This is a genomic window from Bacillus paranthracis (assembly GCF_001883995.1).
Taxonomy (GTDB): Bacteria; Bacillota; Bacilli; order Bacillales; family Bacillaceae_G; genus Bacillus_A; species Bacillus_A paranthracis.
The window spans coordinates 168,916-182,425 of record NZ_MACE01000013.1; the positions used below are offsets into that span (position 1 = coordinate 168,916).

15 protein-coding genes and 1 pseudogene are annotated in these 13,510 nt (G+C 31.5%); 4 read left to right on the forward strand and 12 right to left on the reverse strand.

Annotated elements, in window-relative coordinates:
* Positions 1–101 precede the first annotated feature (101 nt).
* The 6 genes and pseudogenes from BAQ46_RS04750 to yqeK form a co-directional block, all read right to left on the reverse strand.
* On the reverse strand, positions 102–476 hold the full coding sequence (locus BAQ46_RS04750) for a hypothetical protein (protein WP_001059029.1): 375 nt from the start codon (positions 474–476) through the stop codon (positions 102–104).
* A gap of 107 nt (positions 477–583) precedes the next feature.
* Positions 584–1,432 (reverse strand): GNAT family N-acetyltransferase, encoded by an 849-nt coding sequence (locus tag BAQ46_RS04755; protein WP_071741696.1) that lies wholly within the window; start codon positions 1,430–1,432, stop codon positions 584–586.
* 150 nt (positions 1,433–1,582) lie between these two features.
* The gene (locus tag BAQ46_RS04760) at positions 1,583–2,170 is read right to left on the reverse strand and encodes an SDR family oxidoreductase (RefSeq protein ID WP_071741697.1); all 588 of its coding nucleotides are present in this window, start codon (positions 2,168–2,170) and stop codon (positions 1,583–1,585) included.
* A gap of 15 nt (positions 2,171–2,185) precedes the next feature.
* Entirely contained in the window at positions 2,186–2,923 is a 738-nt protein-coding gene (locus BAQ46_RS04765) for a phosphorylase family protein (RefSeq protein ID WP_071741698.1), read from the reverse strand.
* A pseudogene (locus BAQ46_RS31015) lies at positions 2,920–3,481 on the reverse strand (DUF3885 domain-containing protein). Before BAQ46_RS31015 ends, BAQ46_RS04765 begins: the two are co-directional and overlap by 4 nt.
* 12 nt (positions 3,482–3,493) lie before the next feature.
* Entirely contained in the window at positions 3,494–4,102 is a 609-nt protein-coding gene (gene yqeK / locus BAQ46_RS04775; RefSeq protein ID WP_071741700.1) for a bis(5'-nucleosyl)-tetraphosphatase (symmetrical) YqeK, read from the reverse strand.
* 192 nt (positions 4,103–4,294) lie between these two features.
* Here yqeK and BAQ46_RS04780 point away from each other — a divergent pair, with 192 nt between their 5' ends.
* From BAQ46_RS04780 to BAQ46_RS04790, 3 genes are all read left to right on the forward strand, one after another.
* The gene (locus BAQ46_RS04780; RefSeq protein WP_001038815.1) at positions 4,295–4,990 is read left to right on the forward strand and encodes a response regulator transcription factor; all 696 of its coding nucleotides are present in this window, start codon (positions 4,295–4,297) and stop codon (positions 4,988–4,990) included.
* Entirely contained in the window at positions 4,980–6,137 is a 1,158-nt protein-coding gene (locus tag BAQ46_RS04785) for a sensor histidine kinase (RefSeq protein ID WP_001243301.1), read from the forward strand. Before BAQ46_RS04780 ends, BAQ46_RS04785 begins: the two co-directional genes overlap by 11 nt.
* Positions 6,138–6,318: 181 nt before the next feature.
* Positions 6,319–7,335, forward strand: a complete 1,017-nt coding sequence (locus BAQ46_RS04790) for a D-alanyl-D-alanine carboxypeptidase family protein (RefSeq protein WP_071741701.1) — start codon at positions 6,319–6,321, stop codon at positions 7,333–7,335.
* A 58-nt stretch (positions 7,336–7,393) separates the two neighbouring features.
* On the opposite strand, the gene BAQ46_RS04795 is transcribed toward BAQ46_RS04790, so the two are convergent.
* From BAQ46_RS04795 to exsK, 5 genes are all read right to left on the reverse strand, one after another.
* Positions 7,394–7,852, reverse strand: coding sequence for a DinB family protein (locus BAQ46_RS04795; protein WP_000282499.1), 459 nt, complete (start codon positions 7,850–7,852; stop codon positions 7,394–7,396).
* Positions 7,853–7,854: 2 nt separating this feature from the next.
* The gene (locus BAQ46_RS04800; RefSeq protein ID WP_071741702.1) at positions 7,855–8,595 is read right to left on the reverse strand and encodes an alpha/beta hydrolase; all 741 of its coding nucleotides are present in this window, start codon (positions 8,593–8,595) and stop codon (positions 7,855–7,857) included.
* On the reverse strand, positions 8,588–9,148 hold the full coding sequence (locus tag BAQ46_RS04805; protein WP_002163645.1) for a nucleoside/nucleotide kinase family protein: 561 nt from the start codon (positions 9,146–9,148) through the stop codon (positions 8,588–8,590). Before BAQ46_RS04805 ends, BAQ46_RS04800 begins: the two co-directional genes overlap by 8 nt.
* A 46-nt stretch (positions 9,149–9,194) precedes the next feature.
* Positions 9,195–9,734 carry a GNAT family N-acetyltransferase gene (locus BAQ46_RS04810; RefSeq protein WP_002163646.1) on the reverse strand — a complete coding sequence of 180 codons (540 nt, stop codon included), beginning with the start codon at positions 9,732–9,734 and terminating at the stop codon, positions 9,195–9,197.
* A 120-nt stretch (positions 9,735–9,854) separates the two neighbouring features.
* Positions 9,855–10,184, reverse strand: coding sequence for an exosporium protein ExsK (exsK, locus tag BAQ46_RS04815; protein ID WP_000535712.1), 330 nt, complete (start codon positions 10,182–10,184; stop codon positions 9,855–9,857).
* Between the two features lie 908 nt (positions 10,185–11,092).
* Between exsK and BAQ46_RS04825 the strand changes: the two genes are divergently transcribed.
* Complete coding sequence (locus BAQ46_RS04825; RefSeq protein ID WP_001112247.1) at positions 11,093–11,329, forward strand: hypothetical protein; 237 nt, start codon at positions 11,093–11,095, stop codon at positions 11,327–11,329.
* Between the two features lie 229 nt (positions 11,330–11,558).
* On the opposite strand, the gene BAQ46_RS04830 is transcribed toward BAQ46_RS04825, so the two are convergent.
* Complete coding sequence (locus BAQ46_RS04830) at positions 11,559–13,499, reverse strand: AMP-binding protein (protein WP_000806465.1); 1,941 nt, start codon at positions 13,497–13,499, stop codon at positions 11,559–11,561.
* Positions 13,500–13,510 lie beyond the last annotated feature (11 nt).

The window sequence follows — 13,510 nt, forward strand, 5'->3', positions numbered from 1 at the left end:
AAAGATGACTTCTGTAATCAACAAAAGTCACCTCTTCAATATGTAATACCCCTAATATATTTTTAATGCATAATTTCTATATAAAACAGAAAAAGCATTCATTAACGAGCATTTTGCATTACTTTTATTAGATCATTTATATTTTCAACTTTCTGCTGAAACTGATCAAATCTACTATGTAACAATGAAGGATTCTTATCTTCAGTTGAAATAACTTTTTTTAACTCCTGTTCTAATATATCATATGTATCAAAGAAATTATCAAATTCTACACTTACAAGCTCTTCATTTTCACGATAAAATCTTTTTGTTTCTATATAAGTCATGTATGATTTATTTAAAAAACCTAATGAAATTAAATATTTAGAAGTGTTTTCTTGATAAATAGCAATATCGCATGCTATTTTCATATCAGAATAAGTTCTTTGAACGAAAGAATGCAATTCAAAAATCTTAAACTTTAATCCATTATTCATTTCATCCCCTCCATCCTATCTATTCTACATAAAAAAAGAATATTATACAAAGTAAAATATCAATATAGTACAAAAATAAAAAGCGAAAGAATAAATTCTCCCGCTTATTATATCAATAAATACATTTCATATTGTGCTAAAGAATTCTTTTCAAATCCAGTTTTCTTTAAAAACCCTTCTAGTAAATTGTTATTTGGAAATCCAATTGATAAACTTTCTAAATTCAACTCACCTCTTGCTACTTGTAATAATTTTGATCCAATACTACGATTTCTATACTCTTTGTCTATGAAAATAAAACTAATTTTACCTTGTTCATTTATACATATAGCACCTTTTAACTCATTATTGACATATGCGCCGTAAAATGAATTATTTGTTTTTTCAATATAGTCCATATCATTTTGCCAATTTATATGGAAGTGTAACCATTTCTGAATTTCAACTTTAAAAGCAGGGAATTCTAATTGTTTTACTTCAATTCCTTTACATTCTTTATGTATTATTTTAGTCATATCTTTTAAATTATAATAAGATAGATCGTACACTTTTTCATAGCCTAATTTATTATAAAAACGAATCGCTCGGTCATTACCTACAATGACTTCAAGAAAAAGTTGCTTACACTCATTTTGAAGCGCCTCTTCTTTATGCAGTTCAAATAACATTTGACTCACACCAACACCACGATAATTCGGATGAACCGCTAATGTACCGCAGCGCATTGTTTTTATATTTTCATAATCCTTTATCCCACCAAGTATTACACCAACTGGCTTGTCACCGTCTAAAGAAAGAAACGAGTGTTCTAACGAATTCCCTTCTGCTCCAAAAAATCTTTTTATAAAATCTTCTTTTGAAACTTCCATCTTAATAATATAATCTGAAAACCCATCCCTAAAAGCTTCATACACTAAATCTATATTTACTTCACTGCATCTTTTGTATTGAATCATATAAAATTATCCCCCACTTACTCGTGTTAAACTTAACATACAAATACATAAAATGTACTAGCTCCACTCTACCCATCATTCTTTAATTTTTAATCCTACCATTTAATTTGAAATAAACGGGCACTTCCCTACATATCTGTCACTATTAATTTATTTTATAACAAATGGTGCAATATCACTATTTTGAATTTTGATTCCTGGCATATCTACTAAACTCTCGTTTATACGTCCAATACCATTTCCCTCTATAACAAATGGTAATCTAACAATTGTCCAATCTACTTTACTACTTTGGATAATTTGTAATTCTTTATATTTATCTTGCATCATTTTTGGTAAAAACAATTTAAACAAAGTAGCTCCTATTTTATTTACAATTCTCTTCTGATCTCCCGTAACATTTAAAGAACCTCCGGAAATTACAATATATCTTTTTATTTTAAACTCCTTCATCGCTTCTAAAATATGCTTCGTTACTGTACTAAAAATGTAAGATTCATTTTTCGGTTGACCTACCGCATTAATTACAGCACTACAACCTTGAAGTAAGTCTTGTATCGTTAAAAAGTTACGTGCATCCCCAATAATAGTCTCTATATTTTTATTTATTTTCTCTGTATTTGTAGAGTTTCTCGTTAATATTTTTACTTGATATCCCTTTTCTAACGCTTCATTTACAAGAATTTTTTCGGCTTTTCCGTTCGCACCTAAAATAGCTATTTTATTTGTACTTCCAATATTAAGCCCCTCTTACTATCTATGATTTACTACATTGATCTCATACACATGTAAAAAAGCAATTAAATGCTCGCAAGCTCGTTCACATGCTAACATTTTAAATATTTTTTGTTCCTCTTTCGTTTTATCATTTGCTTGATCTGAAGCAGCTTTTAAACATAAAAAAGGCTTCTTATTGATTTGACATACATAAGCAAATGCTGCGACCTCTTGATCAACTGCCAATGCTCCGTATACAGTATGCAGTAAATATCTCATTTCCGAACTACGGATACGTTGATCTCCAGATAAAAATGTACCAAAATGAATCGGATCATAAGATCGTATCTTTTTTATTCTTCTTACAAGTGATTTTGTTGTTTCGATAGGTGCCGTTCTACCATTATATAAGTTAAAAACATCTTCGCCTGAACCAGCAGCAGTAACATCGTGTTGTATTGTGCTTAGTGCAACTACAATATGACCATTTTTTACTTTGTTTGATAGACTTCCGCATATTCCTGTCATAAATAACTCATCAGGCTGAAACTCACTAATTAGTAATTGTACACAACTAGCACAACTAACCTTGCCAACACCAGTTATAACTGAAATAATTTCCAGATCATTTATAGTATGAAAATGAAATTCCCAAGCTGCTCTTTTTTCAATGCGTTCACTTGGATAAGATTGATGCAAATACGTAAGTTCAGGTTCCCAAGCGGCTACGATTGCAATACGTTTCATTACAAACTTCACTTCCCTCACTGTCATTTAAATAATTTATCTACGCTTTCTCTTTTATAATCTGGAATCCACTCTTTATATTTCTCATATAAATTTCGTATTGTTTCTTTATTCTTCGAAATTACTTCACTTCCTCTATCATCATACATAAACATGATAATATCTTTTGTTGCATTTATGAGAAATACATCTGGATAAGAAATTTCTTTTTTTGCGTCCTAAACGAGGATAAAGACCTGGTAAATCTTCATGATTCGCCGCTTTAATAAGTCGTTTATACTTTATATCACCAGCGAAATATTTTAATGAAAATTGATATGTACAATACAAGTCAGTTTCTTCATTTTCAAATAAAAAAGTATTGTTTCTTGTCTTGTATGATATTTTAAATCTCTTTTTGAATAAATAGACTATATATTTATTTTCTGTGGATTTTTTATATTTCCCTTTTTAAGTCAATAAACATTTGCTATTAAAAACACTTTATCTTCTTTTGAAAATATATCTTCAAATAAGTGTTTATTATATGTATGGTACTAATGTAACCCCAGTAAATATTTCATTCATATATTCTTTTAACTGTATTTTATATTCTTTCTACTCTACAATTTCTTTTAACTGCCAATATGCATCTTCTAGCCAAGGGTGTAATACTTTCAACGTATCTTTTCTATCCCACAAATATGAAATATATGCAAAAGCTGCATGTTCTAAAGATTTTTCTAACCCCTTTTTTACTTCTACTAAGTATGGTGGTGTCCCATTTTGATCCCATTCTATTTTATCAGCAACAAATAACACTAAATCCATCTTCGTTGCATGTTTACGCAGTGTGGTATGGCAACAAATTGCATCTAAAGTCTCTTCATCATGCACTTTAAATATCTCTTTTGCGATTACTCTCGAAAGTTTTTGATGAATAATCATTGGGAATTTTCGTTCTTCTTCTAATATCTCTATTCCAAATTCTTCAGCAACTACAATCCGTACTTCATTTGGAAAAATTGCACTAATATCATGTAAATATCCCGCAATCGCTGCTTTTTCTTCATCTTCATAAAACATTTTTGCAATTTTCCTCGCCTCATTTGCTACACGAATTGAATGTTTATATGTAGGCTTCTGATTATATTTTAATAAAAAATCTTTAATATCATTTTCTATTTTTCTAGTTGGAGAAAATGAATATATCTCCTTATATAACATAGTAAATCCTCCTTAAAACTAACTTTCAATATAATATATAATCTTAATATCCTTGTGTTTTGTATTCGTTATAAATGTTGTAATCCCTTTTTTAATACGTTACATGAAATTTTATACAGAATCATCGCTACAAGTACATAAATGTTTGATATTATAGTAATATTAATGATTTGTAAGGAAAGGAACTACATAATGAATAAAAATATATTAATTATTGATGACGATAAAGAAATTGTTGAATTACTTGCTGTTTATTTGCGAAATGAAGGCTATAACATTTATAAAGCATATGATGGCGATGAAGCATTACAAATGATTTCTACATATGAAGTTGACCTTATGATTTTGGATATTATGATGCCAAAACGAAATGGATTGGAAGTTTGCCAAGAAGTTCGTGAAAATAATACTGTACCTATTCTTATGCTGAGTGCAAAAGCAGAAGATATGGATAAAATATTAGGACTTATGACAGGCGCCGATGATTATATGATTAAACCATTTAATCCATTAGAATTAGTAGCTAGAGTGAAAGCTTTGCTTCGACGATCATCTTTCCAAAATGCCACTTCCCAAAAGAATGAAGATGGTATGATTCGCATTCGTTCTGCTGAAATACACAAACATAATCATACTGTTAAAGTAAATGGCGAATATATTAAGCTTACATCTATTGAATTTGATATTTTATATTTACTTGCGAGTAATACAGGAAGAGTATTTAGTTCTGAAGAAATATTTGAACGTGTTTGGAATGAAGATGGTTATGGTTCAAATAAAACTGTAATGGTCCACATTAGTAATTTACGAGATAAGCTTGAAACAGGAATGAATGGAGAAAAATTTATTCATACTGTTTGGGGAGTAGGCTACAAAATTGAGAAATGAAGCATTTGATATATTAAAAGATATCCCGAAATGGAAACTTATTTTTTGGCTCTTATTAGCTATCACACTCACTCCTATTACTGAATTAATTATATATCGCCTCGTTACGAGTGTAATTGAGAGTTCGCTTACGTTAAGCGAACTTGGTAAAGAATTCATTAGAATTTTTGGTTATGAAAAATATAAAGGAATAAAAGAATCTCTATGGATGATGATTGTCTCTTATTTATTTTTATTTTCTATTTTCTCATCCTACCTATACATTTTTTATCGTCATGAAAGAAAGCTTTACTATGAAACTTGTATAAAAAAAATGATAGAAGAGATTCGCTATATTGCAAATGGAAACTTCAATCATAAAGTTTCTATCGTAAACCATAATTATCTAGAAGAGTTAGCAAGCGGGGTTAATCAAATTGTTGAACAATTGAAAGTCTCGATTGATGAAGAAAGACAGGCAGAACAAGCAAAAAGTGAGCTTATTACAAATGTATCGCACGATTTACGCACTCCTCTTACCTCTATAGTTGGATACGTGAATTTAATCCACCATGATAATTATAGAGATGAAGTAGAATTACGGCATTATATACAAGTCATTTACGATAAAGTAACTCGTCTTAATGCATTAATGAATGATTTGTTTGAATATACACGTGTTCAAAATAAAGAATTAAGTTTATATTCTGTCCCTATTGATATTGTAGAACTTCTCGGACAATTAACCGTTCAATTTCGAATACAGCTTCAAGAGGCTAATATTGATTGTCGCCCCTTTTTCCCATCAAAGAAGTTAATGGTATTAGCTGATGGAGACAAATTAGTACGCGTATTTGAAAATCTAATTATTAATGCTATCGCTTACGGTAACGATGGTGATTATATTGATATTACTGCTTATGAAAGTAATAATATGATCGCAATCGATATAACCAATTACGGCCAACCTATTCCAAGTACCGATTTACCTCATATTTTCGAACGTTTTTATCGCGTTGAGAAATCGCGCTCTACAAACACTGGTGGATCTGGACTCGGATTGGCAATTGCAAAGAGTATTGTCGAATTGCATAAAGGAACAATTGAAGTGTATAGTGATGACAAAAAAACAACATTCACTGTAAAACTACAACCATATAAATGTTAATACAGCTTAATTTTAGGTCCAATTTCTTACGATATAAGAAATTGGACCTTTTATTTTCCAGTAACATCCAAAATTTAATAATCCTTTATAATTCTTTAGAAATTCTTTACCTTTTCTTTCTTCCTAATTAAGCATTCCTTTTTACAATATTATTATCGATGTCATAATAGGAGGATCGCTTATGCAATTCTTAAAAAAATTCACAATTTTATTATTATCTTTTGTTATTACTGCACTTATCGTTTTATATTTTTATCTTTATGTAAATGGCCCAATTATTCAAGCTAAATCAGCTATTTTAATAGATGCTCATTCAGGTGAAGTTGTTTATACAAAAAATGAAGAAACTCCTATACAATCGGCTACTTTATCTAAATTAATGACTGAATATATCACACTGGAACAACTAAATGAAGGAACTATACAGTTAGATGAAGTAGTAAAAATAAGTAACGAAGTTTTCCGAGCAGAAACGAGTCCTATACAAGTAACTTCGAAAGATAAAACGACGGTTCGTGATTTACTACATGCATTGTTACTAACAGGCAATAATCGTTCCGCACTTGCCCTTGCAGAACATATCGCTGGAAACGAAGATAAATTCACACAGTTAATGAATGAAAAAGCAAAACACCTAAAGTTATCACAATCATCTCCGTTTCTAAACGCTACTGGAATGAATAACGATACAAATAAACTTTCAACTACAACAGCAATTGAAGTTGCTAAACTAGCAACACAATTAGTAACAGACTTTCCAGATGTACTGAACGTTACAAAACTAACCTCTTACCAGTTCACCTTCAAAGATACGAAAGTTTTCAACACCAATAAAATGATATATTCCCTTAATAAAAACATTAAACACCAAGGTGTTGATGGCTTACAAACTAGTTTTTCAACTAATGGTAATTATAGTTTTGTCAGTACAGCAAAACGAGGAGATACTAGACTTATTTCAGTAATATTAGGCGCCGATAATGAAAACAGCACTTTTATTGAAACTAAAAAATTACTACAGTACGGCTTTGATCCCTCCTCGTACTCTGCACTCCAAGCATTTAAAGATGCTGTTACATCTTGGACAGTTTTGCTTCAGTTTAAAAATTTGATCATACAAACATTGTTGATTTTCTTTATTATTACAATTTTAATGTTTTTACATATACGTCAGAAAAAATCCGAGGATTTTAATTAAGAAATCTTCTTATATATATAAAACGGCTTGCATTTACAGTGCAAGCCGTTTTTTAAATTTATAGTCCTCTCCCAATTAAATTTGCTGAAACAGGCCGAAGATTTAACTCCCTTGCCCATATAGATAGCTGACCGATATGGTGAATTTCATGTACAATTACGTGCCTTAAGATCTCACCATATGTATATGTTTTATCTGTCCACGAAGCTTTTAATATTTTACATTCTAAGTTAGCTGACCATACTTGTAAAAAATCTTCTAATTCTCTTTTATATAAATCAGATAACGCTTTCACTTTTTGGATAGATTGATACTCTTTAAACTGCGGTGCACCATCTTCTTTTTCTTGAAGGGCATTAATCCAACTATACTCAACATCTACAATATGAAATAATGTTTCTAAAATACTTCCAACACCACCAATACGCTTACGGAGTAATTCTTCCTTTGAAAGTTGCTCACACCACTTAAACCAATCATCTCTTACTTGCCAATTGTATTGAAATAAATTATACACATTTATCTCTCCTCTACCTCAATTATCCATTTAACAGCATCTATAATATAATGAGGCTCATCTTTTTGAATATAGTGACCACTTTGTTCTGCGATTACAAATGTATGATTGTTTGATAAGCGTAATAATTCTTCTTGCAATTGTAACCACTTCATTTGTGCTTCTTGCGAATAATAGGCTTTTTTACCAGCAACTAATACGGCAAGTGGAATATTTCTCATTGACTGACAATGTTTATTTGCTTCACTTAGACTAAACATAAACTCTTCATAAGAACTTTCATATACAAACTGTTTATAGTAAGCTTCCTGAAATTCCAGTGACATGATTGGCAAAAAATCTTCTTTATAATTTTCCGGTGTCGAATCAACCAAAACGATTCCAGACATATCTTCGGGATAAAAATTCGCAAATAAACGTGCATTTATACCACCAAAAGAATGTCCTACAAAAATATAAGGTGGTTTCAGTTGCAATTGCTCTAAGCAACTTCTTAAGTCTTTTATCATTTCAGAACTAATACGTCGTTTGGAACTAACCCCACTTTTCCCCAATCCAGCTCGATCATATGTAAGTACAGTCCCAAATTCAGTCATCCCTTCAACAATATGATCCCATGCCTTTGAATAATCACCATAACCTGATTCCATTATAATAACTGGCTGCAACTTCTTTCCTTGAAATACTTTTGAATACATTTTAAAATCATCAACTTGTACATATTCCTCTATACATTTAACCATGAACGATCACTTCTCTCCGATAAAGTTCTTCTTCAATTTGATTAATTATTTCATCTATAGATAAAGCTCCATCCAAAACAATATCTGAATTTGGCTTTACAGTATGAAGCGCCTCCAAATAGGCTTTTCTAGCATATGTTATATAATGCTTTAAATCATTATGTATTTCACTCATTGCATCTTCTTTAAAATCTCGCAAAATTCTTCTAGCCATCGCAATATCTAAAGGTGTATCGATAAATATGGTTACATCAATGAATTGTCGCATTTCACTATTTAAGTATGCAAAAGGATAATCTAAAATAATATAATCTACATTACTATCTCGTATAAGATGCTGAATATCCTTAATTAATGGTGTGAGTACCCATTCATTATAATTTGCTCCATCATCAATCCATTTACAAATATCTGCAGGACAATTATCAAAGGTGTAGCTATCAAAATATAGCGCTTTTGAATTCATTAACTTATGAGTTAACCCTTCTGTAACAGTAGTTTTACCTCCTCCTGAAACAGCTGCAATTGTAATGATTTTCGTCTTTTTATTCATCATTTTCCCCCAATCCCCTTTTAATTAACATAATTATAGAAAACAATTATATTTTAGCTCTCCATTCATATTCTAACATACTCATTTCCCATAAATTCCAATACGTTTCCCCTACTTTTTTTGAATCCCTTAATAAACCTTCTTTTACAAATCCTATTTTTTCATAACAAGAAATGGCGGACGTATTAAAATCATAAACACCAAGTGTTACTCTATGTAGTTTTAATTCTTCAAATGCAATATGAAGTACTGCTTTCATCATATGTTTCCCTATAGAACGTCCTCGCATTTTCGTATCACCAACTAGTACTTTTCCAATTCTTGCAGATTTATTTATATTGTCTATTTGTCCAAGTGAAATATGACCAATTACTTCTTTGCTCTCTTCATCTATTACTTTGAATGCAAGTGTATTTGTACTTTCTATATATTGTTCTAATTGCTGATCATTTAAAGGATATGTAAATGCATTTCCTGACCATTGTATTAAAAATTCTTCGGAATCAATCCAATTTATTAATTGTTTGAAATCGGATCTTTTTAAGGATTCTAATTTAATCAACTCCATTCTCCTTTCATACACCATTCTATATATCCTCAAACTTATTTCTATATATAGAATATATTCTCCTTTTATACGAAATGAAAATAAAGCCATTCATAAGAATGGCTTTACAAAAAACATAACCTAATTATGCTATGTTTCCTATGTTAACAATGGTTCAATCGCTTCAATTTTACAAACTGAAATAATTACTGTAACTACGCCAGCACTATTAGCAAGCTTTACAACATCACAAGTAACTGAAGAAACAGTTCCTGCATAATTATTAGTTCCTGTTGTAATACGCACTGATCTGTTTACTAACTTTCTCAGCTCATCTCTAATTCCTTGTACACAGCAACAGTCACATGCCTTATTTTGCTCTTCATGTTCTTTTTTACACTCTTCAAAAACATCCCAACAATCATCCTGTTTGCCTGAACACTGTTTACATGAACACTTTTTTCTAGAATTACTATAACGAGATCCCAAAATCTCACCCCCTAGTCATTTCTATTAATATAGTATGTCCACTAGCTTCAAAGTGTATGAGGCAAAAACATAGAAAAGAAAAAACAAACTTTTGTACTAAATCTTTTTATTTTAATTAAAAACTAATCCATTACCGTTTCTACCTTTAATTTAAACCCTTCATTTATGTACAATTCCCAAAAAAATCTCTTTAGTAATTGTATTTAAAAATTTTAAACTGGCCTCCAATAATTTGACGCCAGTATGTATCTATAGAAAATATGAGTTAAAGCTATTTTTTTAGAAAGATCTATCAAATTACTATTTAAATCTACTTCAAAACTTTCTTTCTATTACCAAAAAATATTCTATCTATTTGTTGTAATTTTTCCGCATTTACCGTTTCAAAAGTTATCCTATTTACATTTACTATTATTAATAAGTAGCATAGGAGGTGTAAATAGAATGTCTTGTATTGTTACAGGTTTAACACAGCCTCTTTGTTTAACGCTTGTTTATAATGTTTCATCGGGTATACTAATATCTTCTACTGTTGATTGTGGAAGTTGTACTCTAGAAACGGAATTCGATTATACTAGTAAGAATCTAGTTATTAGAGTGCCATTTACTGGTGAAGGTACTCTTATATTCAATGACAAATTCCAGGCAAGTTGCGTTACAACGAATTTAACTCAACCTTAGTCCAAGTAATTTTTCAGAGGAAATAGAAGTATAACTTCTACTTCCTCTCTCACCCTCCTAAATTAATAAACAAAACCTAAACTTTTTTTCCATATTAAATTTACAATTTAAAACATGTTGTACAATATTTTTTATTTCTACACTTTAACCTAATTTATTAACTCTTCCCCAAAATCGAACCCCCCTACATTTCATTTCCTATTAATAGAAAAGGAGGTTAAAATACAATGCCTTGTGTTTTACCAGGATTAACTCAGCCAGTTTGCTTAACCATTGTTTACAATATTTTATCTGGCACACTAATATCTTCTTCGATCAATTGCGGCGAATGTGAACAGGAAATTGGATTTGATTATATGAGTAAGAACCTAACAATTAAAATGCCATTCACCGTTGAAGGCTCAATTACATTTAATGATAAGTTTTTAGCTAGTTGCATTACAACGAACATAACTCAACCTTAATTAGATTTATAAATTTTTAAGAGAAGTGGAATTCCCTTTATATTAGTCATTTTAGACATACAAAATACTTAAAAAGTTAGATATATAAACCGCCTCATTGTTTAACTTCCATCTTCCGTTTCCTCACTTTTCTACCTTAATATTTCCACTCTTCTTTTTATCTTCTACTCTTCACTTATATTAGTAAATACAAAAATGAGCTCTAATTAAATAGAGCTCATTCCGAGTTTTATAATTTACTAGACTGCAACCCCTGAATAAACGGAACTACCTCAGGATTCACAAGTGACGATAAATCACCTAATTCTTTCCCTAAATAAGCAGCTTTAATGACACGTCGCATTACTTTAGAATTACGCGTTTTCGGTAAATCTTCTACAATGTGAATATCTTTTGGACATAATGCTTTTCCAATATGAGAGTTTACTAAACTCATTAATTCTTTCTTTAATTCACCTGAGAATGTTACATTGTCTCTTAATACTACAAAACAATGACAAACTTCACCTTTTACATCATCTGGTACACCAATCGCAGCAGCTTCTATGACATCATTATGCTTCACAAGAATAGATTCATATTCAGCAGGTCCAATGCGTTTTCCAGCAATGTTTAGCGTATCATCTGAGCGTCCTGTAATAATATATTGTTCACCATCATAAACAACCCAGTCACCATGAACCCACTTATTTTCAAAACGTGACCAATATGTGTTCACATAACGCTCATCATCTTCCCAGAAACTTTTCGTCATACCAACCCAAGGTTTCTCTAAACATAATTCTCCAACTTCATCACGAATCGGATTGCCCTGATCATCGAGCACAACCGCTGCCATTCCTGGTAAAGAAGCGTTAAAGCTAATCGGTGCAATTGGTTTAATAAGGACGTTTCCGAAAATCCCACCAGAAATTTCAGTCCCGCCTGAATAGTTACAAATTGGTACATTACTTTTTCCAACCGTTTCAAATAGCCACATCCAAGGATCTGGATTCCAAGGCTCACCTGTTGAGGCGAATACTTCTAAACTCTTAAGCGAATGTTTATTTACATACTCATCACCTTTTGCCATTAACGCACGAATTAATGTTGGTGATATACCGAGATGTGTAATTTTATATTTATCAACTGTCTCCCATAAACGATCTGCCTCTGGGAAGTCCGGAACACCTTCATACATAACCATCGTTGCTCCATTAATAAGAGAACCGAATAGTAAAAATGGTCCCATCATCCATCCCATATCTGTTACCCATAATACGCGGTCACCTTGTTTAATATTCATTCCGAACCCCGCATCAAAAGCTGCCTTTAAGGGAAATCCAGCATGAGTATGTACTGTCCCTTTCGGTTTTCCAGTTGTACCTGATGTATAAATGAGCATTAATGGATCATCACTATGCATTTCTTCAGCATGTACAAATGGCTTTTCTTTTTCTAACGTACTCCATGAGAAATCATAATTATGCGGTGTAAAATCATTTCCTGCATGACGCACGATAACAACTTTTTCAACAGTTGGACAATGCTCACAAGCCTTATCTACTTCGTCTTTTAATGAAACAACTTTACCTCGGCGTGAAAAACCATCTGCAGTAATAATCATTTTAGATCCTGCCGCTTGCACGCGTGTCATGACTGCATCAGACGCAAATCCTGAGAATATTGGTGAAATAATTGCTCCGATTTTCATTACAGCTAGCATCGCAACAACTGTTTCTGGAATCATCGGCATATAAATTGTGACACGGTCACCTTTTTCAATACCCGCATGTTTCAAACCGTTTGCAACGCGACTTACCCAGCTATCAAGCTCTTCATATGTAAATGATTTTGAAGTTCCATTTTCCCCTTCATACTGAAGTGCTGGTTGTGTTCTTGTTTCATCGTCTGCAAGCCAGCGTGATAAAACCGATTCTACAACATTACATGTTCCGCCATTATACCACTGTGCAAACGGCGTACCATTTTCTAAATCTAGCACTTCTGTATAAGGTTTCATCCATTGATAGCCAACTGCTTTCTCAGCTTCTCCCCAAAACCAAGCTGTTTCTTCGATTGACTTTTTATAAAACGTTTCATAATCTTCATAGCCCAATGATTTCATCCAACCATATAAACGCGTTTTTTCTTTATACTCTTCTGTTGGAAACCAAACTGCTTGTTTCAATGTTTTCCCCT

Excerpts from the sequence above, each read along its gene's own strand:
- BAQ46_RS04750 (WP_001059029.1), bottom strand. The coding sequence starts at position 476 with ATGAATAATGGATTAAAGTTTAAGATTTTTGAATTGCATTCTTTCGTT.
- BAQ46_RS04755 (WP_071741696.1), bottom strand. The coding sequence starts at position 1,432 with ATGATTCAATACAAAAGATGCAGTGAAGTAAATATAGATTTAGTGTAT.
- BAQ46_RS04765 (WP_071741698.1), bottom strand. The coding sequence starts at position 2,923 with ATGACAGTGAGGGAAGTGAAGTTTGTAATGAAACGTATTGCAATCGTA.
- yqeK (WP_071741700.1), bottom strand. The coding sequence starts at position 4,102 with ATGTTATATAAGGAGATATATTCATTTTCTCCAACTAGAAAAATAGAA.
- BAQ46_RS04780 (WP_001038815.1), top strand. The coding sequence starts at position 4,295 with ATGAATAAAAATATATTAATTATTGATGACGATAAAGAAATTGTTGAA.
- BAQ46_RS04790 (WP_071741701.1), top strand. The coding sequence starts at position 6,319 with ATGCAATTCTTAAAAAAATTCACAATTTTATTATTATCTTTTGTTATT.
- BAQ46_RS04800 (WP_071741702.1), bottom strand. The coding sequence starts at position 8,595 with ATGGTTAAATGTATAGAGGAATATGTACAAGTTGATGATTTTAAAATG.
- BAQ46_RS04805 (WP_002163645.1), bottom strand. The coding sequence starts at position 9,148 with ATGAATAAAAAGACGAAAATCATTACAATTGCAGCTGTTTCAGGAGGA.
- BAQ46_RS04810 (WP_002163646.1), bottom strand. The coding sequence starts at position 9,734 with ATGGTGTATGAAAGGAGAATGGAGTTGATTAAATTAGAATCCTTAAAA.
- BAQ46_RS04825 (WP_001112247.1), top strand. The coding sequence starts at position 11,093 with ATGCCTTGTGTTTTACCAGGATTAACTCAGCCAGTTTGCTTAACCATT.